Below are 24,733 nucleotides of genomic sequence, written 5' to 3' on the forward strand. Positions count from 1 at the left end.
CATAATGAGCTTAAGTCATTTGAGCCTCAAATATTTTCGTAATATTGAGGCACTGACGCTAGAACCAGTTAACGGCGTTAATATAATTTATGGTGAAAACGGCAGCGGAAAAACCAGCCTTTTAGAGGCTATTTATTACCTTTCTCACGGCAAATCTTTCCGAACCTCTAAACATAAAAGCATCATAGCCCATCAACAAGATCAATTTGTTATTCATGGCCGCAAAGCGTTACACGATTTATCTATTCCAATAGGGATAAGTAAAACTCAAGCGGGTGAAACTAATTTAAAAATACAGGGTAAGGCGAGTCGAAAAGTATCTGAACTTGCTCAACTTATGCCAGTTCAAGTTATTACACCAGAAAGCTATTCATTATTTTTTGGTGGCCCTAAAGAGCGCAGAAAGTTTTTAGACTTAGGTTTGTTCCACGTGGAACATGAGTTTTTTTTCTTATGGCAATCGTTTAATAAAGTGCTAAAACAGCGCAATGCATTGTTGAAATCTAAGCCTAAGAATTATTTTGACCAAATCAAGTTTTGGGACAAAGAATTTGTTAGACTGGCTGAACAAATAAATAAATTAAGAATCGCGTATATAACTAGGTTTAAGCAGCAGTTTTTTGATAAAATGTGTGCAGAATTAACGCTAATACGTGATCTAGAAATTAGCTTTAATGCAGGCTGGAAGGAGACCGAATCTCTTTCTGATGCGTTAGAGCAAAGCTTTGAGCGAGATGCTCGCCAAGGCTTTACTAGTAAAGGCCCTCATAAGGCTGATTTTAGTTTTAGTGTCGCTGGCAGCAGTGTTGAGAATGTATTCTCACGCGGGCAGTTAAAGCTATTGTTGTATGCGTTAAAAGTAACGCAAAATAGTTTGATTGAGTCAGAGACAGATAAGCAATCTATATTGCTAATAGATGATTTACCTTCAGAGCTAAGCGAAGATACAAAAGAGAAAGTGGGTCAGTTATTGACTCATTGCAGTTCTCAAATATTTATTTCTTCAATTTTATCTGAAAGTATTTCTGCTGTGGTGGAACCCATGAAACGAGAACTAAAAATGTTCCACGTGAAACATGGCAACCTAATAACAAGATAAGTGGGATTAACCATGTCTGAGAATTATGATTCGTCGAGTATTAAAGTACTTAAAGGATTAGATGCAGTAAGAAAGCGTCCTGGTATGTATATAGGGGACACCGATGATGGTACGGGCTTACACCATATGGTGTTTGAGGTCGTTGATAACTCTATCGATGAGGCCTTAGCCGGTCACTGTGATGATATATTTGTCACAATTCACTTAGACGGTTCGGTATCTGTAAGAGATAACGGCCGTGGTATTCCTACTTCTATACATGAAGAAGAAGGTGTATCTGCAGCTGAAGTTATTATGACGGTATTACACGCTGGTGGTAAGTTTGATGATAACTCTTATAAAGTATCAGGTGGCTTACACGGTGTTGGTGTATCGGTAGTAAATGCATTATCAGAAAAGTTAAAACTAACTATTCGTCGTGAAGGTAAACTTTACGAGCAGTTTTACACTATGGGTGTTCCAGATGCACCACTTGCAGCTATTGGTGATTCTGAAACAACCGGTACTGAGTTACGTTTTTGGCCAAGTGCAGAAACGTTTACTAACCTAGATTTCCATTACGATATTTTAGCTAAGCGTTTACGCGAGTTATCGTTTTTGAACTCAGGTGTGAGCATCATTTTAAATGATGAGCGCGAAGAAAATAAGAGTGACCATTTTAAATACGAAGGTGGTATTAGAGCGTTCGTTGAATACTTAAACCGTAATAAAACGCCTGTACACAAAGGGGTATTCCACTTTACTCACGAACGTGAAGAAGACGGTATTAGTGTAGAAGTATCAATGCAGTGGAATGATGCGTTCCAAGAAAATATTTACTGTTTTACTAATAACATTCCACAACGTGATGGTGGTACTCACTTAGCTGGTTTTAGATCTGCGCTAACACGTACGCTGAATAACTACATGGAAAAAGAAGGCTTTAACAAAAAAGCTAAAACAACCAGTAACGCAACGGGCGATGATGCTCGTGAAGGCTTAACGGCTGTTGTTAGTGTTAAAGTGCCTGATCCTAAGTTCTCATCACAGACAAAAGACAAGCTAGTATCTAGTGAAGTTAAGTCTGCCGTTGAGCAAGCCATGGCTGAAAAATTCACTGAGTTTTTATTAGAAAACCCAATGGATGCAAAAATTGTTGTTGGCAAAATTATTGATGCAGCACGCGCGCGTGAAGCAGCCCGTAAAGCACGTGAAATGACCCGCCGTAAAGGTGCTATGGATTTAGCAGGTTTACCGGGTAAACTAGCGGATTGCCAAGAAAAAGATCCAGCCCAATCTGAACTATATATAGTGGAGGGTGACTCAGCTGGCGGTTCAGCCAAGCAGGGTCGTAACCGTAAGAATCAAGCGATTCTTCCGCTTAAAGGTAAAATCTTAAACGTAGAAAAAGCACGTTTTGATAAAATGCTTTCTTCACAAGAAGTGGCAACGCTAATTACTGCACTAGGTTGTGGTATTGGCCGTGACGAATATAACCCTGAGAAATTACGTTATCACCGTATCATAATCATGACCGATGCCGACGTGGATGGTTCTCACATTCGTACTTTGCTACTAACATTCTTCTATCGTCAAATGCCGGAAATTGTTGAACGTGGTTATATTTATATTGCTCAGCCTCCACTTTATAAAGTGAAAAAAGGCAAGCAAGAGCGTTATATTAAAGATGATCCAGCATTAGTTGATTACCTTACATCGTTAGCGCTAAGCAATGCAGCACTGTACACTAGTGATAGTGCTGAAGCGGTTGATGGTGAAGCATTAGAGTCAATTGTTCACGATTATCAAAACACGGTTAAAGTTATCGAGCGCTTAAAGCGTAAGTATCCGAACACAGTTATGAACCGTTTGATTTACCAAAGTGAGCTGAAAAAAGAAGACCTTTCAGACGAAGCTAAGGTAATTGCTTGGACTAAAGAGTTGGTTGATGACTTAATTGAACGTGATGAAGATGCAACTATTTTCCATGCGGGAACTGAGCACGATACAGAGCGTAACTTGTATTATCCAGTTGTGAATATTCGTCAGCATGGTGTGGATAAAGCACACGTACTTCATTATGACTTTATTACATCAAGAGACTACCAACGCATTGCTGTAACAGGTAAAAACATTGCTAATATCATCACAGAGGGTGCATATATCCAACGTGGTGAGAAAACAAAACCTGTTGATAACTTTGTGGATGCATTGGAATGGTTGATCGCAGAGTCTAAGCGCGGGATCTACATTCAACGCTATAAAGGACTGGGTGAAATGAATCCAAATCAGCTTTGGGAAACCACCATGGATCCAAGCGCACGCCGTATGTTGCAAGTAACAATTGAAGATGCTGTTGCAGCGGATCAATTATTTGCCACTTTAATGGGCGATCAAGTTGAGCCGCGTCGTGAGTTTATTGAAACGAACGCACTGCGTGTGGTTAACTTAGACGTATAAAACATTATCGTAATCACAAAAAAGGAGCCCTAGGCTCCTTTTTTATTTTTTCAAACGCACAAACTGCTTAAAACCTGAGTGTGCACAAGGTATACTGAGGGTAATTTTCACGCTACTTCTCAGATAGTAAAAAGCCAAATATGCAAAAATATGACGTTAAAACCTTTCAAGGTTTGATCCTGGCTTTACAGGATTATTGGGCACAGCAAGGCTGTGTCATTATTCAACCACTTGACATGGAAGTGGGCGCAGGGACATTTCACCCGCAAACATTTTTAAAATCAATTGGCCCAGAGCCAATGTCGAGCGCATACGTTCAACCGTGTCGTCGTCCTACCGATGGTCGTTACGGTGAGAATCCAAACCGCTTACAACATTACTACCAATTCCAAGTTGTGTTAAAGCCATCACCAGACAATATTCAAGAGCTTTACTTAGGTTCTTTAGCTGCTGTAGGTATTGATACCCTAACTGACGAAGTTCGCTTTGTAGAAGATAACTGGGAATCACCTACATTAGGTGCGTGGGGCCTAGGTTGGGAAATTTGGTTAAATGGTATGGAGGTAACGCAGTTTACTTACTTCCAGCAGGTGGGCGGTTTAGAATGCTCACCGGTAACGGGTGAGATTACTTACGGCCTAGAGCGTTTAGCAATGTACATTCAAGGCGTAGATAGCATTTACGACCTTGTATGGGCAGACGGTCCATTTGGGCGCGTAACTTACGGTGATGTGTTCCATCAAAATGAAGTTGAGCAATCAACCTATAACTTTGAACATGCAAACGTAGCCGACTTATTTGAACAGTTTGATAAATGTGAAGCTGAGAGCCAAAAGCTAATTGAAGCAAGCCTACCATTACCAGCCTACGAGCAAGTAATGAAAGCATCGCACGCATTTAACTTATTAGACGCACGTCATGCTATTTCAGTAACTGAGCGTCAACGTTATATTTTACGCGTTCGTGCGTTATCAAAAGCGTGTGCACAAAGTTATTACGATGCACGTGAAGCACTTGGTTTCCCGCTGTGTAAGGATAAGTAAGCATGTCAGCAGAAAATTTATTAGTAGAAATTGGCACCGAAGAGTTGCCACCAAAAGCACTTCGTAAATTAGCCGAAGCCTTTGCTGCAAACTTAACAGCAGAATTAGAAAGTCTAGAACTAGGTCACCAAGGTGTGAACTGGTATGCATCGCCACGTCGTTTAGGTTTACAAGTAAAAGCACTTGAAGCTAAACAACAAGACAAAGAAGTTGAAAAACGTGGCCCTGCAACTAAAGCCGCTTTTGATGCTGAGGGTAACCCAACTAAAGCAGCCATGGGTTGGGCTCGTGGTTGTGGGATTGAAGTAAAAGATGCGCAAACACTAGAAACAGATAAAGGCGCATGGTTATTGCACATTGCTAAAGTAGCAGGGCAAGAAACCAAAACATTAATGACCGACGCTATAAGCAAAGCGCTAGCTAAACTACCTATCCCTAAACCAATGCGTTGGGGTGCGAATAAAACACAATTTATTCGTCCTGTGCATACGGTAACTATTTTATTCGGTAGTGAACTGGTTGAGGGTGAAATTCTTGGTAAGCAAGTGAGTAATCAACTGCAAGGCCATCGTTTTCATCACCCTGAAAAAATTAGCATTGATCATGCTGATGATGTGTTTGATGTACTTAAATCAGCTTACGTTGTTGCTGACTACGAACAGCGTAAAGCACAGATTCGCGCGCAAATAGAAGATGCAGCCAAAGCAGTTAATGCCGTTGTTGCTATGGATGAAGACTTACTTGAAGAAGTTACTTCATTGGTAGAATGGCCAGTAACGCTAACAGCCACATTTGAAGAAGCATTTTTAGATGTACCTGCTGAAGCGCTTATTTACACCATGAAGGATGATCAGAAATACTTCCCGTTATTAGATCAAGACGGCAAACTTTTAAATAAGTTTTTGTTTGTCTCTAACATCGAAAGTAAAGATCCTAGTGTAGTTATTTCTGGTAACGAAAAAGTAGTGCGCCCGCGTTTAGCCGATGCGCAGTTCTTCTTTGAAACAGATAAAAAGAAAACATTAGAAAGCCGTTTAGAGTCTCTTGATAGCGTATTATTCCAAAAACAACTTGGTACGCTTAAAGACAAGTCACAGCGTATTAGTGAACTGGCAGGTTACATTGCAGAGCAACTTGGTGCCGACAAAGCACTGGCAGCTCGCGCTGGCTTATTAAGTAAAACTGACTTAATGACCGAAATGGTAATGGAATTTACCGACGTACAAGGTGTAATGGGAATGCATTACGCGCGTCACGATGGTGAAGCAGAAGAAGTCGCAGTGGCACAAAACGAGCAATACATGCCACGTTTTGCCGGTGACAACTTACCAACTAATGTGATCAGCTGCGCAGTCGCCATTGCCGATAAGTTTGATACGCTGGTGGGTATTTTTGGTATAGGCCAAGCACCAAAAGGTGATAAAGACCCATTTGCACTTCGTCGTGCTGCTATTGGTGCATTACGTATCATGGTAGAAAAACAGCTACCGCTTGATATTTTAGACCTGGTTGCTAAATCACAAACCTTGTTTGGTGAAAAGCTGACTAACCTAAATGTATCAACGGATGTGTTTGACTTTATGCTAGGGCGCTTCCGTGCTTGGTATCAAGACGAAGGCATTGAAGTAGATGTGATTCAAGCCGTACTAGCGCGTCGTCCAACGAAGCCTGTTGACTTTGATCGCCGAGTTAAAGCCGTAAGTCATTTCCGTACATTAGACGCCGCAGAATCGCTTGCAGCGGCTAATAAGCGTGTAAGTAACATTCTGGCTAAAAATAACATTACAACGCAAGGTGATGTCGATCAGAGCTTATTAAGTGATGACGCAGAAAAAGTATTGGCTTCGCAAGTTGCAAAATTCGCCACTGATTTAGCACCACTGTACAGCGATGGAAACTACCAAGAGGCATTAAGCCAATTAGCAGGCATTCGTGAGAGTGTTGATAACTTTTTTGACAATGTCATGGTAATGGCCGACGATGAAGCGGTTAAGCAAAACCGTCTTGCACTTTTAAGCCAGCTTAGCGGGTTATTTTTAGAAATTGCAGATATTTCTGTATTACAAAAATAACAGCCAATAGCTATTTAAAAAGCCAGCATTATGCTGGCTTTTTAGTATTCACTGTATGCAAAGGATACAAATGATGATCTCTATAAAACGAATTTTAACGCTAGCAATGGCTGGCTTACTTACGGCCTGTACCAGCCAAATTTCGATTAACGACGTTTTGCCGCAGCAAGAATTGGATCGCAGTATTTATTTAAGAGGGGATTTCACATTATGGGATGCAGAACCTCAATACCAATTTAAACAAGTCGGCCCTGCGCTTTATCAAGCTCAAGTTAAATTTTCGACCCCTGGCAAAGTGTACGAGTTTAAAATAGCCGATGCAGATTTTAGTGAAGGTTTTAACTGTGGCTACAGTGATTCACAGCCATCAGGGCAAAGCCTAACACTTGGCCAATCAACGCGCGCCGATTGCAACACTATTTACAACTACTTTAGTTACACACCCGCAATCAAAGGGTCGTACATAGTCAGCATTGATTTTAGTGACTACGATAAGCCGCAAGTGACGATTACTAAGAAATAGCTGTTAGTTGGGAGCTGTCAGCTTTTAGTTGCCCGATTTAATATGTAGATAAGTGACAAGGACGTTAGTATATGTGTGCTAAACAATGGAATGAAGAGATAAAAATTGATGGTGTTACTTATCCAGCTGACCAGTTAAATAGAAAGAAAGATGCTGAACTGCTGACTAAAATCCTTGTTCGTCGCTCAAATGCAAATAGAGCAAAGATTAATAAATCCTCTTACGTAATTAACATTAATGCTGAATGGGGCGCAGGTAAAACTTACTTTATAAAACGTTGGGCTGAAGATTTAAAGCATGCACACCCAGTCGTTTATATAGATGCTTGGTCGAATGACTTTATGGAGTCGCCAATCATTACTGTATTGGCCGAAATTCAAGATCAATTGCTAGAGACTGTTAATCAAAACTATTTAAATAAAGAAAGAAAAAAGCGGTTTAAAAATATTGGTATATCGATTTTACCAAAAATATTAGCAGCACTTGTTAAACGTTATGGTGGGCTTGATGTTGAGGATTTCATCATTGTTGAAGATCCCGCTGAAGAAAGTAATGGATCAACCTCAAACCAAAAATCATTAGATTTATCCGCAGCAATGGAAGCTATGACGACCCAAGCATTCAAAGAACATAGTGATTATAAAAAAGGCGTAAAAGAACTAAAAGCTACAATAAAAGAGTTAGTTAAATACTCTATTGAAAAACCTAAAAATGGGCTGCGAGCTACAGCTCGTGATTATCCCGCATTCATTTTTATTGATGAGTTAGACCGCTGCCGCCCAACTTATGCAGTTGAAATGCTAGAAGCAATAAAGCATATTTTCGATATTGAAGGATTAGTGATCGTTGTTTCAACACATACCGAAGAATTACTGCACACGATAAAAGCCTTGTATGGAAATGACTTTAATGCTGATAATTATTTAAGGCGCTTCTTCGATACAAAATACCATCTAGATGTTGGGATTTCTGCCAGCTTACTAGAAGCAAATTGTGATTTTACTATATTTGATAATCACTATCTTGAACAAAAAAGTATTTTACTGTTTCCGCTTTTATCTCAAGGTGATGATATAAAAAGACAGTTATCATCTCTTATTGCTGATATTTCGAATTGGCAAAATTTAGCGCCTAGGTCAGCTATACAATTAGCAAATAGATTACTTACAAGTATAGAGTTAATTGGCGAAGAGAAAACAGTAGATATTTTAGCCCTGCTAGTTTTACTTTGTTTATATATGTTCAATAAACCTCAATATGACTATATGTGCAGCATTTTTGATGAACAACGATTTGAAATAAATCCTAGGGTTACAGATTTAAAGCTTTCCCCCAAACAACTAAATTTACCTAAGTACCTAAAAGAAATGCTTTTTGCAGCAGAGAAGCTAGATGGTATAAATCAATTACTAAAACTAGAAAATTATGAGAAAGCAAGTTTGATGAATATTAAAATCAACTTTTCAGATATTGATCTTTTAACTTATTTTCTGAGTTTTCAAAGCGTTTTAAACAGGGGCGATAAAGCTATAAAACCAGGCTATCTACATACGTTTGGTTATAATGGGAGGGGGGCTATACATGACTACCAGCTATTAGAAGCACAAATGACATTCTTCGGATTAAGTAGTTTTACAGCGAATGATTACTTGAACCTAATTGGCTTAACGAGTAAATTTGCTGATAGCTGATAGCTGATAGCTGATAGCTGATAGCTGATAGCTGATAGCTGATAGCTGATAGCTGATAGCTGATAGCTTTTACAACCCTTTCTTCACCACATACCTATATGGTGATTGTTCAACTTCTTTAGCCACTAGCGTGTGATCCATAAAGGTACAAAAGCTGGGAATGTCGCGGGTGGTTGAAGGGTCGTCGGCAATAATAAGCAGTGTTTCACCATCGCTCATTTTACGAATCGCAGCGCGTACCATCATCACCGGCTCTGGGCAACGAAGGCCTATGGCATCTAATTGGTGATCGGGGTTATCAAAGCTCATAAAAATTACCTGTAAAAATAGTCGCGGCTTGGTTAGGTCGGGTAGTTTAGCGTAAATAAAGCTGTTGGTTAACTATTTTACGTATAACAAAACAGCTCAACTTATTAATAGATAATCTGAAATAAGTTTAATGCACCCGATCACATTATTCATTTTAAACCTGCAAAAGCTGGTGGCATAAAAAAGGCGAACTAACTTGCGCTAGTTCGCCTTTTAATCACCAAGATGGTTTTACATGTTAAAAACTAATTAGTCTTGAACACGTTCAAATACAGTGGCAATGCCTTGGCCTAAACCAATACACATAGTTGCCAAACCGTATTTTGCGTTTTTGTCTTCCATTAAGTGAATAAGCGAGGTGCTAATACGTGAACCCGAACAACCCAGAGGGTGACCAAGTGCGATAGCGCCGCCGTTTAAATTCACTTTTTCGTCAACTACATCAGCTAAGCCTAAGTCTTTAAGCACAGGTAGTGATTGTGCTGCGAATGCTTCGTTTAGCTCAGCTACGTCAATGTCATCAATGGTAATACCGGCTTGTGCTAATGCTTTTTTACTTGCAGGTACTGGGCCGTAACCCATGATTGATGGATCGCAACCGGCAACAGCCATAGCGCGAATACGTGCACGAATTGGTAAGCCCAGTTCTTTTGCTTTTTCTTCGCTCATTACTAACATAGCTGATGCGCCGTCAGAAAGTGCAGAAGATGTACCCGCAGTAACAGAACCCGTAGCAGGGTTAAATACTGGACGTAGCTGCGATAAACCTTCAACTGTTGTTTCTGGACGAATTACTTCATCATCTTCAACAAGAATAAGTGAACCGTCAGCATCGTGACCTTCCATTGCTAAAATTTCGCGGCGGAAACGGCCTTCAACAGTCGCTGCATGAGCGCGTTGATGCGAGCGGTAAGCAAATTCATCTTGTTGCTCACGGCTAATACCGTGAATAGTAGCAAGGTACTCAGCGGTTAAACCCATAGAGCCAGATGCTTGTGCAATTGATGTAGCTAAGCCTGGGTGAAAGTCGTTACCGTGAGTCATAGGTACGTGACCCATGTGCTCAACGCCACCAATTAGGTATGTGTCGCCAGCGCCAGTCATTATTGCGCGAGCAGCGTCATGCAATGCTTGCATTGATGAGCCACATAAACGGTTAACTGTGGTTGCTGGCACTGAATGTGGAATGCCTGCAAGTAGAGATGCGTTACGTGCAACGTTAAAGCCTTGCTCTAATGTTTGCTGTACACAGCCCCAATAAATATCGTCAATTGACGCAGGGTCAACTGCCGGATTACGTTCTAATAAGCCTTTCATTAGATGAGCGCTTAAGTCTTCCGCACGTTTGTTTTTAAATACGCCGCCTTTTGAGCGACCCATTGGTGTGCGGATACAATCTACAATTACTGGATTATTCATGATATTAACCTTCCACCTTATAGAAAACACGGCCTTCTTCAGCCCACTTGCGAGTTTGCTCTGATACTTGGTAAATCGCACCTAGGTGAGCGTATTTGTCAGCAGTTGCTACAAAGTTAGCTAAACCTGTTTGATCTAAGTAACGGAACGCGCCGCCTCTAAATGGAGGGAAACCAACACCATATACAAGTGCCATATCAGCTTCTTGAGGAGAAGCAACAATGCCTTCTTGTAAACAAAGTAGCACTTCGTTGATCATTGGGATCATACAACGGTCAATGATTTCTTGTTTATCAAATTCTTTTGGTGCGTCTGTAATTGGTGCAAGTAGTTCAATCGCTGTTTGGTCATGTGACTTTTTAAGACGACCGCGACGATCTGTTTCGTACTTATAGAAACCTGCTTTGTTCTTTTGACCAAAACGTTTTTCGTTAGCAAAAACAGTCACTGGGTCTTTATCTGCACGTGCCATACGCTCAGGGAAACCGTCTGCCATTACGCCAGTACAATGATAAGCCGTATCAATACCTACAACATCAAGTAGGTAAGCCGGGCCCATTGGCCAGCCAAACACGTTTTCCATTACTTTATCTACTTTTGCAAAGTTAGCGCCTTCAACCACTAATTTGCTAAAGCCAGCAAAGTAAGGGAATAAAACACGGTTTACAAAAAAGCCTGGGCAATCGTTAACAACAATCGGTGATTTACCTAGTTTAAGGGCGTAATCAACCACTGCATTAATCGTTTTATCTGAAGTTTTTGCACCACGGATAATTTCAACTAATGGCATTTTTGGTACTGGGTTGAAAAAGTGCATACCACAGAAGTTTTCTGGCTTATCAAGCGCTTCTGCAAGTAGGTCGATACAAATAGTCGATGTATTTGACGTAAGGACCGTGCCTTCTGGCATATTCTTTTCAAGGTCAGCAAGTACGGCTTGCTTCACTTTAGGGTTTTCTACTACGGCTTCAACAATAATGTTGGCGTTTTGTAGGTCTGCATCGTTAAGCGTTGGTTTGATTTTGCTAAGCGTTGCTAGCATTTTTTCCATCGGCATGTGGCCGCGCTTCACTTTTGCACCTAATAGTTTAGATGCTTCACCCATACCTAAATCTAGCGCATCCTGTTGGATGTCTTTCATTATGATTGGTGTGCCTTTATAAGCAGACTGGTATGCAATACCGCCACCCATAATACCCGCGCCTAATACTGCCGCTTGTTTAATTTCTACATCGCTGTGCTTAGCAAATTTACGTGCTTTACCTTTAATGTATTGGTCTGCTAAAAAGATACCCGTTTGAGCAGCAGCTTCACTAGTACGTGCTAGTTTTGCAAAGTTGGCATTTTCAATTGCCATTGCTTCGGCGCGTGAACTGTTTGCTGCTGCTTTAATAGTGCGAACTGCCATAACTGGAGCAGGATAGTGGCCTTTGGTTTTACCCATTACCATACCTTCTGCCATTGCAAAGCTCATGCCTTGCTCAACACGGTTTAATTTAAGCGGTTGTAATTTTACAGCACGTTTTGCTTGCCAATCTAGCTTGCCAGCAATCGCTAATTCTAGTGTTGCTAAACTTGATTCTTGTAGTTTGTTGGCACTAACTACCGCGTCAAATGCACCTACTTTAAGGGCGTCAGCAGCGCGATTTTCGTTACCTGTGGTGATCCACATCATCGCGTTATCGGCACCAATAATGCGCGGAAGGCGCACTGTACCGCCAAAACCAGGCATTATGCCTAATTTAACTTCTGGTAAGCCCATTTTTGCTGAGTCACTTGCAACACGATAATCGGTAGCGAGTGCCCACTCACAGCCGCCGCCAAGCGCCAAGCCGTTTATAACACTGAGTGTTGGGAATGGTAAGTCTTCAATTGCATCAAAAACGTCAGTTGCATCTTTGATCCACGTTACTAATTCTGCTTCAGGCTTAGTAAAAGTAGGTAAAAATTCGAAGATATCGGCACCAATAATAAAGTGGTCTTTATCACTGGTAAAAATCATGCCTTTAATATCAGTGTTAGCGGCTAATTCTTTTAATGCTGCCGCGCAATCTGAAAGAGTTTGTTGAGATAATGTGTTTACAGAACCTGTAGCACAAAACTTAAACTCGGCGATGTTTTCCTTCACGAAGCTAACTTCAAAGGAATCGCTTTTATATAACATTATTATTCTCCCTAGTTGATGAACTAAGACTGGTACGATGAGTTCATATTCAGACCAGTGTGCTTGCTTTAATTTAAAAATGCAACGAAAAATTTATCTTGGTTACAAACGTCTGGTTAAAATATAGCTGGTTTGGTGCTAAGGTGGGTTTGAAAGTTTTCTTTATTCATTTTATTGCGCTGTCTTGGTGTTTATAGCTTGGGTTTTATCAAAGTAAATAAAATAGAGTTACAGTGCCTGCGCTGTTTTTTATTTACCCATAGCCACACTCTTGTCAGCCTTGAAGGTAACTATGCCCTAAAGGACATTATGAAAAAATATTTATTAAGCGTAGCGGCAGCGACTCTATTTTTATCTTTTCCCTCTGCCAACGCAAATACCGAACTTGATGCATTTTTAGATGCAGAAAAACAAGCCCGCTATGGCGATTACAATAGCTTTAAAGAAGCGGTAGACTCATTGTCTCACCCACTTAAGCCCTATGTAGAAAAAGCCTTTTGGCAGCGCTACCCCAGTTTAAAACACCAAACAGAAATAGAAAACTTCCTCACTATTTATGAACACACTCCATTAGAGTGGCCAGTGCGCAAAGCATGGTTAAATTATTTAAAGCGCAGAAATAAAAAAGCAGCATTTATTAAAAACTACCGTGAAACCTCTGACACTGAGCTTAGTTGTACCCACCTTAGTTATCAGCTTGATCTTGGTGCGCCTAAAAAAGCAATACTCTCGCAGGTAACCGATATTTGGACGGTTGGCGAGTCACAGCCCAGTGAATGTGACGGGCTTTTTAAGCGCTGGCGACAAAATGGTTATTTAACCCCTGATGTTGTGTGGCAGCGTGTTACTTTAGCGGCACAAGGGGGCTCATATCGTTTATTGCCTTATTTAAAAACCTTATTGCCAGCTAAGGAGCGTTATTTAGCTGATTTATATTCCAAGGTAAGGCGCGATCCTAGTGCTGCTGCAGGCCTTTACCGCTATAAACGTAAAACAGCCAAAGAAGGGGAAATAGCGCTTTATGGTATTAAGCGTTTAATTTGGCGTGATAAAGAGCTGGCATTAAAGGCGTGGCAAAAAATTGAAAGTATGTTTGATTTTGCTGATGATGAAAAGGCGGATGTATATTATACCTTTGCGCTGTCGTTGGCGTCGAGCGGCCATAGCCAGGCGAGCTTTTATTTAAATAAAGTCCCTAAAGCGCGTCAAGATCGTAAATTAATGCAATGGCAACTAGCCAATATGCTTAAAACTCAAGATTGGGAAGGCATTGCGGCATTTTTTACCGGAAAAGAAAACCTTAGCTTAGGGCAACAGTATTGGCTTGCTTATAGTTATGACAAACGCGCAGAGCATGAAAAAGCTAAGGCAATTTGGAGCAAGGTAGCCGCTAACCGTGATTATTACGGTTTTTTAGCCGCTGCTCGCTTAGGGTTACCGGTTGATTTAAATGAGCTACCAGTCAATGTAAATCAAGCCTTAGTGACAAAAGTCAGTAATGCACCAGGCTTTAAGCGTGCTAAGGCACTATATGAACTTGAGCGATTTACAGCGGCCCGACGTGAATGGAATTATTTAACCAACACTTCTGAAGATGATGAAAAGCTAGCAGCGTCAGTGCTTGCGGCAGAACTTGATTGGTTTGATAGTACAATATTTACCCTAGCAAAAATAAAAGCATGGGATTATGTTGATTTGCGTTTTCCATTTGCGTTTCAAGACATGTTTGAGCGCTACAGTAATCGTAGCAAAATAGATTTAACTTGGAGTATCGCTATTGCGCGTCGAGAAAGCTCATTTGCACCCGATGCCCGTTCTCATGCAAATGCACGCGGGTTAATGCAGTTATTACCAAGCACCGCAAAATATATTAACAAAGGCGATGTATCTAACCGTCGGTTGTATCAGCCAAAAACCAATATTCGACTTGGCACCCGTTATTTACAGTATTTGAAAAAGAAAAATCACGGTAATGAGGTATTGGCAACAGCATCCTATAACGCCGGGTATCACCGAATTAAGCGTTGGCTACCAGAAGAAGCAATGCCCGCAGAGCTATGGGTTGAGCTTATTCCATATAGAGAAACTCGAGACTACGTAAAAAACGTATTTGCGTATCGGCAGGTTTATCACACTCGCCTTGGCCGAGAGGGGAATTTACTCGCGCCACTATTAGAGATGACCATGGGCGGGTAGTAAAAATAAATCTACAACAGCAGAGGGATATTTACACAGTAACTATCCCTCTTTTTTGAGCGCTTTGTTTATAAGTGGTAGACTCAGAGCAAGTTAAATTTAACAGATGGGTTTATTATGGAAAAATTAGCCGTATTATACGCCGAACATATTGCAACATTGCAGCAGCGTACACGTACTATTTGTGAGCAAGAAGGGTTAGAAGGATTAGTCATTCATTCAGGCCAAGCTAAGCGCCAATTTTTAGATGATATGTATTACCCGTTTAAAGTTAACCCCCATTTTAAAGCGTGGTTACCGGTTATTGATAATCCGCATTGCTGGATTGTGGTAAATGGTAGCGATAAGCCAAAGCTTATTTTTTATCGTCCAATTGATTTTTGGCATAAAGTACCTGATGAACCAAGAGATTTTTGGGCAGAGTACTTCGATATTGAATTGCTACTAAAGCCTGATCAGGTTGAAAAACTACTTCCTTACGATAAAGCTAAATTTGCCTACATTGGTGAATACCTAGAAGTAGCCCAAGCACTTGGTTTTAGCATCATGAATCCTGAGCCAGTACTTAACTATATTCATTATCACCGTGCTTATAAAACGCAATATGAACTTGAATGTTTACGTAATGCGAACCGTATTGCAGTAGATGGCCACAAAGCGGCGCGTGATGCGTTTTTTAATGGTGGTAGCGAGTTTGATATTCAGCAGGCGTACTTAATGGCAACGCGTCAGAGCGAAAATGAAATGCCATATGGCAACATTGTGGCCCTTAACGAAAACTGCGCTATTTTGCACTACACCCATTTTGAGCCAAAAGCACCGCAAACACATAACTCATTTTTAATTGATGCGGGCGCTAACTTTAATGGTTACGCTGCAGATATTACCCGTACCTACGACTTTAAAAAGCAAGGCGAGTTTGCTGATCTAGTTAAAGCAATGACGGCGCATCAGATTGAGTTAGGCAAAAGCTTAAAACCAGGTGTACTGTATGGCGAGCTACATATTGACTGCCATAACCGCATTGCACAGTTACTAAGTGACTTTGATATTGTTAAGTTACCTGCAGCTGAAATTGTTGAGCGTCAAATTACCTCAACCTTCTTTCCTCATGGCTTAGGGCATCATTTAGGTGCACAGGTACATGATGTAGGTGGCTTTATGCGTGATGAAACCGGTGCACATCAGGCACCACCAGAGGGTCATCCATTTTTACGCTGCACTCGCTTAATTGAGAAAAACCAAGTGTTTACTATTGAGCCAGGTTTGTACTTTATCGACTCTTTGTTGGGTGATTTAGCACAAACAGACAACAAGCAGTTTATTAACTGGGAAAAAGTAGAAGCGTTTAAACCATTTGGCGGCATTCGTATTGAAGATAATATTATTGTTCACGAAGACAGCCTAGAAAATATGACGCGTGATTTATTACTCGACTAATATTTAACTAATAACAGTTTATATTATCCACGAAAGGGGCCTGTTGGCCCCATTTTTAATTTAACAGCCAAGTAAGCGCTATGTCAGAATATAAATACCCAGCCGACGATGTTTTTCATCAAGAAGAAATTAAAAAAAGTACCTTTATTGTGCATATAGGCCACACGCCTGATTTAAACTCTGCGAAAGCCTTTATTAAAAACATTGAAGAAAAATACAGTGATGCACGCCATAATTGTTGGGCGCATGTTGCGGGTAATCCTGGTGGAAGCCATGTTTATGGTTTTTCTGACGATGGAGAGCCAAATGGCACCGCCGGTAAACCTATGCTCAACGTGCTGGTGGGCTCTGGTCTAGGTGAAGTAACTGCTGTGGTAACACGATATTTTGGTGGTATAAAGCTTGGTACCGGTGGATTAGTTCGTGCTTATGGTGGCTCACTTAATAATGCCTTAGCAAAATTACACACAGTGGTAAAAGTACCCAGCATTGAGCTGGTTGGCTTTAGTGAATACAGTATGCAAGGCGCAATAGAACAGCACTTAAAAACCAATTTTCAGGTACTTAATATTGAAAAGCAGTTTACGGCAAATATTGAGTGGAGTATTACTATTGATAGCCGCCAAGCACAGCAAGCATGCAAAGATATTTTTGATTTAAGTCACGGCGCAGTTGAGTTAACAATCAAAGAGTAATAGTCTTACATCCATCCTATTTAATCACTACAGATTAAATTTTCGAGTCATACAGTAGTTATTTTAATTTACTAATAAAAAAGCGATACGCTCAATGCAATTTCGTACCATCATAAAAATTCTTGGCCAACTGGTCGCGCTATTTAGTATTACAATGGTGCCACCAGCACTCGTGTCTTTAATTTATAAAGATGGCGGAGGGGTACCGTTTGTTTTAGCCTTTATATTTAGCGTTATTATTGGCTTAATGGCTTACTATCCAAATAGGCATGAGCATGGTGATTTAAAAGCACGCGAAGGCTTCTTAATTGTGGTTTTGTTTTGGTTGGTACTAGGGGCGTTTGCGTCATTGCCGCTGATATTTTTACAAGAACCCAACCTCTCTTTGGCCGATGCAGTGTTTGAAGCTTTCTCAGGCTTAACTACCACAGGGGCGACCGTATTAACTGGCATAGAATATTTGCCTAAATCGGTATTATTTTATCGCCAGCAATTACAGTGGTTTGGTGGGATGGGGATCATTGTATTAGCAGTAGCCATACTGCCAATGCTTGGCGTCGGTGGTATGCAGTTGTACCGAGCTGAAATTCCTGGCCCAGTAAAAGACTCCAAAATGACCCCGCGTATTGCCGATACAGCTAAGCACCTCTGGTATATTTACGTATCTATTACTCTTGCGTGTACTTTGGCGTATTGGAGCGCAGGGATGAACTGGTTTGACGCTATATGCCATGCCTTTTCTACAGTTGCTATTGGTGGTTTTTCTACTTATGACGCGTCAATGGGGCACTTTGATAGCCCTGTAATTAACTTTATTTGTGTGTTCTTTTTAATTATAGCCGCTATTAACTTTTCACTACATTATGCCGCTGTAGCGAGCCGTAATATTAGTGTGTACATTCGCGACCCTGAGTTTAAAGTATTCTTGTGTATTCAGTTAGCGCTGGTGGTAATTTGCTTTACTGTGCTTTCGTCTCATGATGTTTATGCAAATGGTGATGAAACCCTCGATCAGGCGTTGTTTCAAGCGGTGTCTATTAGTAGTACTGCTGGGTTTGCCACAGATAATTTTTCAGCTTGGCCGTTGTTTTTACCTATTTTACTTATTTTTTCGAGCTTTATTGGCGGCTGTGCGGGTTCTACTGGTGGCGGTATGAAAGTTGTTCGCGTGTTTTTGTTGTACTTGCAAGGGATACGAGAGCTTAACCGCCTAGTACATCCTCGAGCTATATATTCAATAAAGCTCGGTCGTAAGGCCTTACCTGACAAAGTAGTTGAAGCGGTATGGGGCTTTTTCTCAGCTTATGCACTAGTCTTTATTATTATAATGTTAGCGTTAATGGGCACAGGGTTAGACAACATTACCGCATTCTCTGCGACAGCAGCCTGCCTTAATAACTTGGGCCCAGGTTTGGGTGACGTAGCCTCTCATTATGGTGCGATTAGTGATGCCGCTAAATGGATACTAACAGTAGCTATGGTATTCGGCCGGTTAGAGATATTTACACTGTTAGTATTATTTACCCCAACATTTTGGCGTGGATAATGTTTTAAATATTAGGAAGGAACTATGCAAAAAACCAATTTGGAAAAGTTAAACCAAATCGTCACAGGTGGCATAGTCGATGTAGAAATACTGACACCAACCAGTAGCCGACGTGTAAAAACGGAGTTTATTGGTTTATTAGAAAACAAATTTATTATTTTAAACTATCCCAGCGCTAAGCGACTTCCTATGGCAAGTGATTACCTGCGTGATGGTGTTATGGTAGTAGTAAGAGCGCTTATAGAGGGCAGTGGCGGGCACGTGATTGCGTTTCGTCAGCAACTTATGTCTGTAGCCTCTCACCCTGCTAAATTGTTGTTTATTCAATACCCTTCACAAGTGCAGTTGTTTGGGCTGCGCTCACAAGCACGCATACCCACGTTGTTTCCTGCTAAGTTAACATTAACCGATGAGCAGCCTCCCTTTGAAGGGGTTATAAAAGACATTTCGCTCACCGGAGTTATGTTTGATATTAAAACAACCCAAGAACTCGATGAGTTAAAAGACATGCGCTGTACGGTTGTATTTGATGGTGATACTAAGCATGAGGGGCAAATATGCAGTGTAAAAAAACATGCTAGCGGTATCTGTTGTGGAATTCGATTATTTGCCAGTGAAGAGCAAATGAAAGCGCTAATGGGGGATCATTTTATTGACCCTAGTGCGCTTGAAGTTGAAATAGTTTAGGGCATATCAAGTTGAACAAGCTTCTATTATAAGTTCAGTATACTCACGTGATTTCGTCATTTTGCAACAAATAGCCTTGTGCGGCTGTAAATTTTCTACGTCACCTTAAATTTATTTTTAAACTGTTTAAAAACAGCAGCTTAAATTTGTTTTTTAATTTTAATTTTTTATTTATAAAAAAATAAATCTCAACTCACCTTCCTTTTTGTTTAATTAACTTGCTTTGTTAGTGGTTTTTCACTGATCGTGTGGTGTTTTTATAAAAACCAACCCATTGTTTTTTAAGGTTTTAATTTTATCGCTTTATTCCGTGTTGCTAAAAAGCAACAAAATAATGAGTAAAATAACGCCACCCAAAGCTATTTTAAGTTTAACTTATTGAAAATAAATTGCTTTTTATTGTTGGCATCGAAGTTGTAATAGTCAGGTTGTATTGAACGAAACGTGATTTAAAGTAAAACACTTAATCGCATAAAACATAAACTTTGAAGGAAGATTGATTATGAAAAGCATTAATAAAACTTTAGCACTTATCGCATTGGCTTCTTCATCAGCTGCTTTTGCAGCAAGCGACTTTGATACGCTAGACGTTGACGGCAACGGCGCGATCAGTCAAAGCGAAGCATCAGTTGATGCAAAACTAATGAGCATGTTTTCAGAGCTTGATACAGACCAAAACGGTGAGCTATCAAAAGAAGAGTTCTCTAAAGCATAATCCTAAGCTATTAAACTTTGGGAGCTAAATCTCCCACATTATTTAAACGATTTTAAGGAATACTCATTATGAAAACATTACACAAAACATTCGCACTTATCGCATTGGCTTCTTCATCAGCAGCTTTTGCTGCCAGCGATTTTGATACACTTGATACCGACGGTAACGGTGCTATTAGCCAAAGTGAGGCATCAGTTGATGCAAAGCTAATGAGCATGTTCTCAGAGCTTGATACAGACCAAAACGGTGAGCTATCAAAAGCAGAATTTTCTAAAGCATAAGCTAAGGCTAGGCATATTCTGAGTTGCCAAAGACAACCTAAGTAGGCAAGGGAGCCTATGAAAAAGAATGACAAGGACGGTTATAGCCTGATATTTCCAATAGCACAAAGCATTACATTTTGAAGGATTAAATTATGAAAACATTACACAAAACATTCGCACTTATCGCGCTAGCTTCTTCATCAGCAGCCTTTGCCGCTAGCGACTTTGACACAATTGATGCCGACGGTAATGGGGTTATTAGTCAAAGCGAAGCTGCTGTAAATGCTGATTTAACGGCCGCATTTACTGAGCTTGATACTGACGGTAATGGTGAGCTTTCTAAAGCTGAGTTTGCAAACTTTTAATTTTTAACTTTTTTCATTGCACAGGGATCTCAGAAAAGGATTTCCCTCTTTAAGGAGACTTATTATGAAAGCATTAAACACAACACTTGCGATTTTAGTATTAGCGTCATCATCAGCGGCATACGCAGCAGTAGACTTTGCCTCTTTTGATAGCAATGGCGACGGTGTAATTAGCCAGCAGGAAGCTGCGTCTAATAAACAACTCATGAATATTTTTGATGACTTAGATACTGACGGAAATGGTGAACTTTCTAAAGAAGAGTTTGCAAGAGTACAATAAGTATTACCCCATCATACTCCACTAAAGCCGCTTAATAGTCAGCGGCTTTTTTGTGCTTGTTAGAGACTATATTTAAGTTGGAGAGAGAAGCTTCTTGGCTTGCCATAACGATATTGGTTATAGAACCCAATTTGACTGTAATAATGCTTATCAAATAAGTTATCGATATTTAGGCTAACAGATAATTGCTCATTCATTTGATAATTCGCCATTAGGCTGGCAATACCATAACTAGGCTGGTTTACCTCAACAGCACCATAAACAGGGTTGTTAACTTCATCATAGCTATTGCTTTGCCAGCGATAGCCACCACCCACTTTTAGATTGTCTAATGCACCTGAGAGTTGATAGCTAGTAAAAAGTTTAAATTGATCTTTTGGGTTGGTGGTATTTAATACCGTATTATCCGGTTTTTCGCCTTTACTATGGGTATAGCCAAAATAAGCGTTCCAGTTGTCGGTTAATTTTCCGTTGATTTCTAGCTCGTAGCCCTGAGTTAATGTGCCGTCAATGGGCTTGTAGATGGCCTGAAGTGTTTCTGCAATGGTATCTCCCGTGTACTCGCCTACATTATCTTGATAAATTTTAAATCCAGAAAGGGATATGTCTAAACGTTCATCAAGTACAGAAGCTTTTATGCCAAGTTCATAATTCTTACCTTCAATAGGGCTTAAATAATGTCCATTTTTATCAACTCGACTTTGTGGTGTAAAAATATCAGTGTAATTAGCATACAAAGCCCAACTCTGTGTCAGTTCATAAGTTGCTCCAAAATAATTAGTTAGTTCATCACTTATTTTATAATCATGCATGCGACCAAAATTATCTTGATTGGTTTGCCATTGATTTAACCGGCTTCCAACAATTAAAGACAAGGCATCGGTTATATTTAGTTGTGCAGCAACATAAAGCGCATCTTGTTTAGTTGTGCCATAAGAGCCGTAAGCCGCTTCTGACTGCCAATTTGGTTTTGCAATACTATAACTAGAGTCAGTGAAATCGCCGATAATATAGTCACTTTGTTCACTAGCATAATAAGGGGTCGAAAACCGTTGCTCTTGGGTATTATAACCAAATAGCAGTTGGTGACTTTGGCCCAGCCAATTAAACCTACCATTGAGTTCGACCTCATAGGTATCCTGCGTTCTGTTTGCATCAATATAGTTTATAGAACCGGGTTTCATTCCTGTGTTGTTTATAGGATCGGGCTCTCCTTTTACCCAAAACACATCATAGTCTAGGTCGTTATCACCATAGACATAATTAGCGGTTAGCTGCCAGTTAGCGTTAAAGTAATGCTCTAGGCGAATAAACGCATTAAGTGCATCGGTTCGAGAAGAGGCCCAATCTTGAGCCGTTGAAGCACCTCTGTCATAAGCAGTGCGGGAGCCATCACTATAAAAAATAGGCAAACCACCTGACATTGTTCCTTTAGGGGTTGTCGATTGATTATCAACCGCAAGAGTCAATAAAGTACTGTTAGAAAGATCTGCCTCAATAATGCCATACAATGTTTGACTGGTTTGCGAGAAGCGATCTTGATATGAGTGTCTATCTTGATAAGCAACAACAGCCCGTCCTCTTATACTTTCACTATTATTTATGCTTCCCGACACATCCACCATCGCACGGTAGTTGTCCCATGAGCCTAATGAAGCAGTAAGATTTATTTGAGTGTTTGCAGTTGGACGTTTACGTATCAAATTAATTGCTGCCGAAGGGTTACCTGCGCCCAGCATTAGCCCCGTTGCTCCTCTAACTATTTCGATACGATCATAAATTGCGGTATCGGTTAGGTTATCTCCATAATTAAAGCGGGTGTCATAGGTGGTTGCTATGCCATCATAAAGTATGCTGGTGACACCAATGCCTCGGGCTGAAATAGAAAACTTGCCATTATCTGCTTCTCGAGCATTTATGCCTGTGACACTGGTTATAGCTTCAATTGCGGTGTTTAGTTGTTGGTCTGCCATAAAATCGCTTGTTATCGCTATCGTTGATTGCGGTGTTTGCAAATGTGATAGCTCAAGACCTGTTGCAGAGCTCATGGAATTAACTTTATAGCCGTTCGCTTGCTCTCCAATAACGGTTAACCTTTCGATATCTTCGCTAGTGTGGGCGAGCGTTTGAGTTGAAACTGCTGAAAGTAAAAGACCAACCAGAGTGTAATGAGTTACGGGAGAATTTTTCTTTGAGAGTAGGTGTATCATTTGAAATCCATTTTTATTTAAAAACGTGAAATTAACTTTTCACATCAGTAGATGTCGCTGCTTGATAATCGAGCAAGAAGAGACTAATGGATTTTTCTTTATTAGTAAATGCTTTTGATAATGATTTTCATTTAGATTTAAATGTTCTCCTTTTTACTTACAAGCACGTTGTGAATAAAAAGGAGGGATTACTTATAAAAAGATTGCGCTAACTTGGAATAACTTTTCAACCACGTTAATGTGCTTTTTATCAATTAAGAACATAATTACATGATCGCCTGATAGAATTATCGTGTCGTCGTGGGCAATGAGTACATCGTCATTACGTACAATTGCACCTATTGTGGTACCTGCTGGCAATTTAATATCTGCAATCGCGCGACCCACTACTTTAGATGTGTTTTCATCACCATGGGCAACTGCCTCTATGGCTTCTGCAGCCCCTTTACGCAGTGAATACACGTTTACAATGTCGCCTCGGCGCACGTGCGTAAGTAACGCAGAAATAGTCGCTTGTTGTGGTGAAATAGCAATATCTATTTCGCCGCCCTGTACTAAATCAACGTAAGCACCTCGTTGAATAAGCACCATGGTTTTTTGTGCCCCCATGCGTTTTGCGAGCATGGCCGACATAATATTCACTTCATCATCGTTAGTAACGGCAATAAAAACATCAACTTGTTCAATGTGTTCTTCTGAGAGCAGCTCTTGATCGGACGCATCACCACAAAATACCACGGTGTTGTCTAGCATTTCAGAGAGTTGCTCTGCGCGCTCTTTACTGCGTTCTAATAATTTAACGCTGTGGTTTCTTTCTAGTGAGCGAGCAAGGCCAGCACCAATGTTACCCCCACCGGCTATCATAATTTTTTTGTACGAGCGTTCCAGTTTTTGTAGCTCGTTCATTACCGCACGAATATGTTTGGTGGCGGCAATAAAAAATACTTCATCGTCGGCTTCTATTACGGTAGTACCCTGCGGTTTTATTGCCTTGCCTTGACGGTAAATAGCGGCTACCCGGGTTTCTACATTAGGAATATGTTGCTTAAGTGTAGATAGGGCATAGCCTACCAATAAACCGCCATAGTAGGCTTTTACAGCTACTAAAGAGAGCATGCCGTCGGCAAATTGTAGTACCTGTAATGCACCAGGGTAATCTATCAAACGGCGAATATATTTAGTAACGAGTGCTTCTGGGGCTATGTAATGATCGACAGGTAAATCATCATTATGAAAGAGTTTTTCGCGGTATTTTAAATATTGCTCAGAGCGAATGCGGGCAATTTTGGTTGGCGTATTAAAAATACTGTAAGCAACTTGGCATGCCACCATGTTTACTTCATCTGAGCTGGTTACGGCGATAATCATATCGGCATCTTCAGCTCCTGCGCGACTCAACACGTCAGGGTGGGCGCCGTGGCCTGCAACACCTTGTAAATCGTATTTATCTTGCAGTTCACGCAAGCGGTTACCGTCGATATCAACTACGGTTATTTCGTTTTGTTCACCCACTAAGTTTTCTGCGAGTGTGCCGCCAACTTGCCCAGCACCGAGTATGATTATTTTCATTATGTACC

The 24,733-nt window shown here is 40.5% G+C and carries 20 protein-coding genes; 15 read left to right on the forward strand and 5 right to left on the reverse strand.

Going from position 1 to position 24,733, the window contains the following annotated elements; all coding sequences use genetic code 11:
• Positions 1-4: 4 nt before the first annotated feature.
• The 6 genes from recF to MTF66_RS34490 all read left to right on the forward strand — a co-directional run bounded on the left by recF (position 5) and on the right by MTF66_RS34490 (position 8,867).
• The gene (gene recF, locus MTF66_RS34465) at positions 5-1,099 is read left to right on the forward strand and encodes a DNA replication/repair protein RecF (RefSeq protein ID WP_008112963.1); all 1,095 of its coding nucleotides are present in this window, start codon (positions 5-7) and stop codon (positions 1,097-1,099) included.
• Between the two features lie 12 nt (positions 1,100-1,111).
• Positions 1,112-3,538: a DNA topoisomerase (ATP-hydrolyzing) subunit B gene (gyrB, locus tag MTF66_RS34470; RefSeq protein WP_008112961.1), complete on the forward strand. Its 2,427-nt coding sequence runs from the start codon at positions 1,112-1,114 to the stop codon at positions 3,536-3,538.
• A gap of 140 nt (positions 3,539-3,678) precedes the next feature.
• The gene (gene glyQ / locus MTF66_RS34475) at positions 3,679-4,581 is read left to right on the forward strand and encodes a glycine--tRNA ligase subunit alpha (RefSeq protein ID WP_010392717.1); all 903 of its coding nucleotides are present in this window, start codon (positions 3,679-3,681) and stop codon (positions 4,579-4,581) included.
• Positions 4,582-4,583: 2 nt separating this feature from the next.
• Entirely contained in the window at positions 4,584-6,653 is a 2,070-nt protein-coding gene (gene glyS / locus MTF66_RS34480; protein WP_075169478.1) for a glycine--tRNA ligase subunit beta, read from the forward strand.
• 73 nt (positions 6,654-6,726) lie between these two features.
• Positions 6,727-7,176: a hypothetical protein gene (locus MTF66_RS34485; protein ID WP_055013147.1), complete on the forward strand. Its 450-nt coding sequence runs from the start codon at positions 6,727-6,729 to the stop codon at positions 7,174-7,176.
• 71 nt (positions 7,177-7,247) lie between these two features.
• Positions 7,248-8,867, forward strand: coding sequence for a P-loop NTPase fold protein (locus MTF66_RS34490; RefSeq protein ID WP_248530019.1), 1,620 nt, complete (start codon positions 7,248-7,250; stop codon positions 8,865-8,867).
• Positions 8,868-8,936: 69 nt separating this feature from the next.
• Here the strand turns inward: MTF66_RS34490 and tusA are convergent, their stop codons facing one another.
• The 3 genes from tusA to fadB form a co-directional block, all read right to left on the reverse strand.
• Positions 8,937-9,176, reverse strand: a complete 240-nt coding sequence (gene tusA / locus MTF66_RS34495) for a sulfurtransferase TusA (protein ID WP_075169475.1) — start codon at positions 9,174-9,176, stop codon at positions 8,937-8,939.
• 249 nt (positions 9,177-9,425) lie between these two features.
• Positions 9,426-10,595 (reverse strand): acetyl-CoA C-acyltransferase FadA, encoded by a 1,170-nt coding sequence (fadA, locus tag MTF66_RS34500; RefSeq protein WP_010392722.1) that lies wholly within the window; start codon positions 10,593-10,595, stop codon positions 9,426-9,428.
• Between the two features lie 4 nt (positions 10,596-10,599).
• A complete protein-coding gene (gene fadB, locus MTF66_RS34505; RefSeq protein WP_010392724.1) occupies positions 10,600-12,759 on the reverse strand; it encodes a fatty acid oxidation complex subunit alpha FadB in 2,160 nt (719 codons plus the stop codon).
• A 309-nt stretch (positions 12,760-13,068) separates the two neighbouring features.
• On the opposite strand from fadB, the gene MTF66_RS34510 reads away from it, so the two are divergent.
• From MTF66_RS34510 to MTF66_RS34550, 9 genes are all read left to right on the forward strand, one after another.
• Entirely contained in the window at positions 13,069-14,955 is a 1,887-nt protein-coding gene (locus MTF66_RS34510) for a lytic transglycosylase domain-containing protein (protein ID WP_248530020.1), read from the forward strand.
• A 117-nt stretch (positions 14,956-15,072) separates the two neighbouring features.
• A complete protein-coding gene (gene pepQ / locus MTF66_RS34515) occupies positions 15,073-16,395 on the forward strand; it encodes a Xaa-Pro dipeptidase (protein WP_010392729.1) in 1,323 nt (440 codons plus the stop codon).
• Positions 16,396-16,475: 80 nt separating this feature from the next.
• Positions 16,476-17,090, forward strand: coding sequence for a YigZ family protein (locus tag MTF66_RS34520; protein WP_010392731.1), 615 nt, complete (start codon positions 16,476-16,478; stop codon positions 17,088-17,090).
• 94 nt (positions 17,091-17,184) lie between these two features.
• The gene (locus tag MTF66_RS34525) at positions 17,185-18,636 is read left to right on the forward strand and encodes a TrkH family potassium uptake protein (protein ID WP_010392733.1); all 1,452 of its coding nucleotides are present in this window, start codon (positions 17,185-17,187) and stop codon (positions 18,634-18,636) included.
• A gap of 24 nt (positions 18,637-18,660) precedes the next feature.
• Positions 18,661-19,323: a flagellar brake protein gene (locus tag MTF66_RS34530; protein WP_054202927.1), complete on the forward strand. Its 663-nt coding sequence runs from the start codon at positions 18,661-18,663 to the stop codon at positions 19,321-19,323.
• 502 nt (positions 19,324-19,825) lie between these two features.
• Positions 19,826-20,038, forward strand: a complete 213-nt coding sequence (locus tag MTF66_RS34535; protein WP_008112941.1) for an EF-hand domain-containing protein — start codon at positions 19,826-19,828, stop codon at positions 20,036-20,038.
• A 68-nt stretch (positions 20,039-20,106) separates the two neighbouring features.
• Positions 20,107-20,319 (forward strand): EF-hand domain-containing protein, encoded by a 213-nt coding sequence (locus tag MTF66_RS34540; RefSeq protein WP_008112939.1) that lies wholly within the window; start codon positions 20,107-20,109, stop codon positions 20,317-20,319.
• 134 nt (positions 20,320-20,453) lie between these two features.
• Positions 20,454-20,666: an EF-hand domain-containing protein gene (locus tag MTF66_RS34545; protein ID WP_036980747.1), complete on the forward strand. Its 213-nt coding sequence runs from the start codon at positions 20,454-20,456 to the stop codon at positions 20,664-20,666.
• A gap of 64 nt (positions 20,667-20,730) precedes the next feature.
• On the forward strand, positions 20,731-20,946 hold the full coding sequence (locus MTF66_RS34550; protein WP_010392739.1) for an EF-hand domain-containing protein: 216 nt from the start codon (positions 20,731-20,733) through the stop codon (positions 20,944-20,946).
• Between the two features lie 59 nt (positions 20,947-21,005).
• On the opposite strand, the gene MTF66_RS34555 is transcribed toward MTF66_RS34550, so the two are convergent.
• Positions 21,006-23,156 carry a TonB-dependent siderophore receptor gene (locus MTF66_RS34555; protein WP_248530021.1) on the reverse strand — a complete coding sequence of 717 codons (2,151 nt, stop codon included), beginning with the start codon at positions 23,154-23,156 and terminating at the stop codon, positions 21,006-21,008.
• Positions 23,157-23,348: 192 nt separating this feature from the next.
• Positions 23,349-24,725 carry a Trk system potassium transporter TrkA gene (gene trkA, locus MTF66_RS34560; RefSeq protein WP_054202928.1) on the reverse strand — a complete coding sequence of 459 codons (1,377 nt, stop codon included), beginning with the start codon at positions 24,723-24,725 and terminating at the stop codon, positions 23,349-23,351.
• Positions 24,726-24,733: the final 8 nt, after the last annotated feature.

This window comes from Pseudoalteromonas sp. 2CM39R (assembly GCF_023161845.1).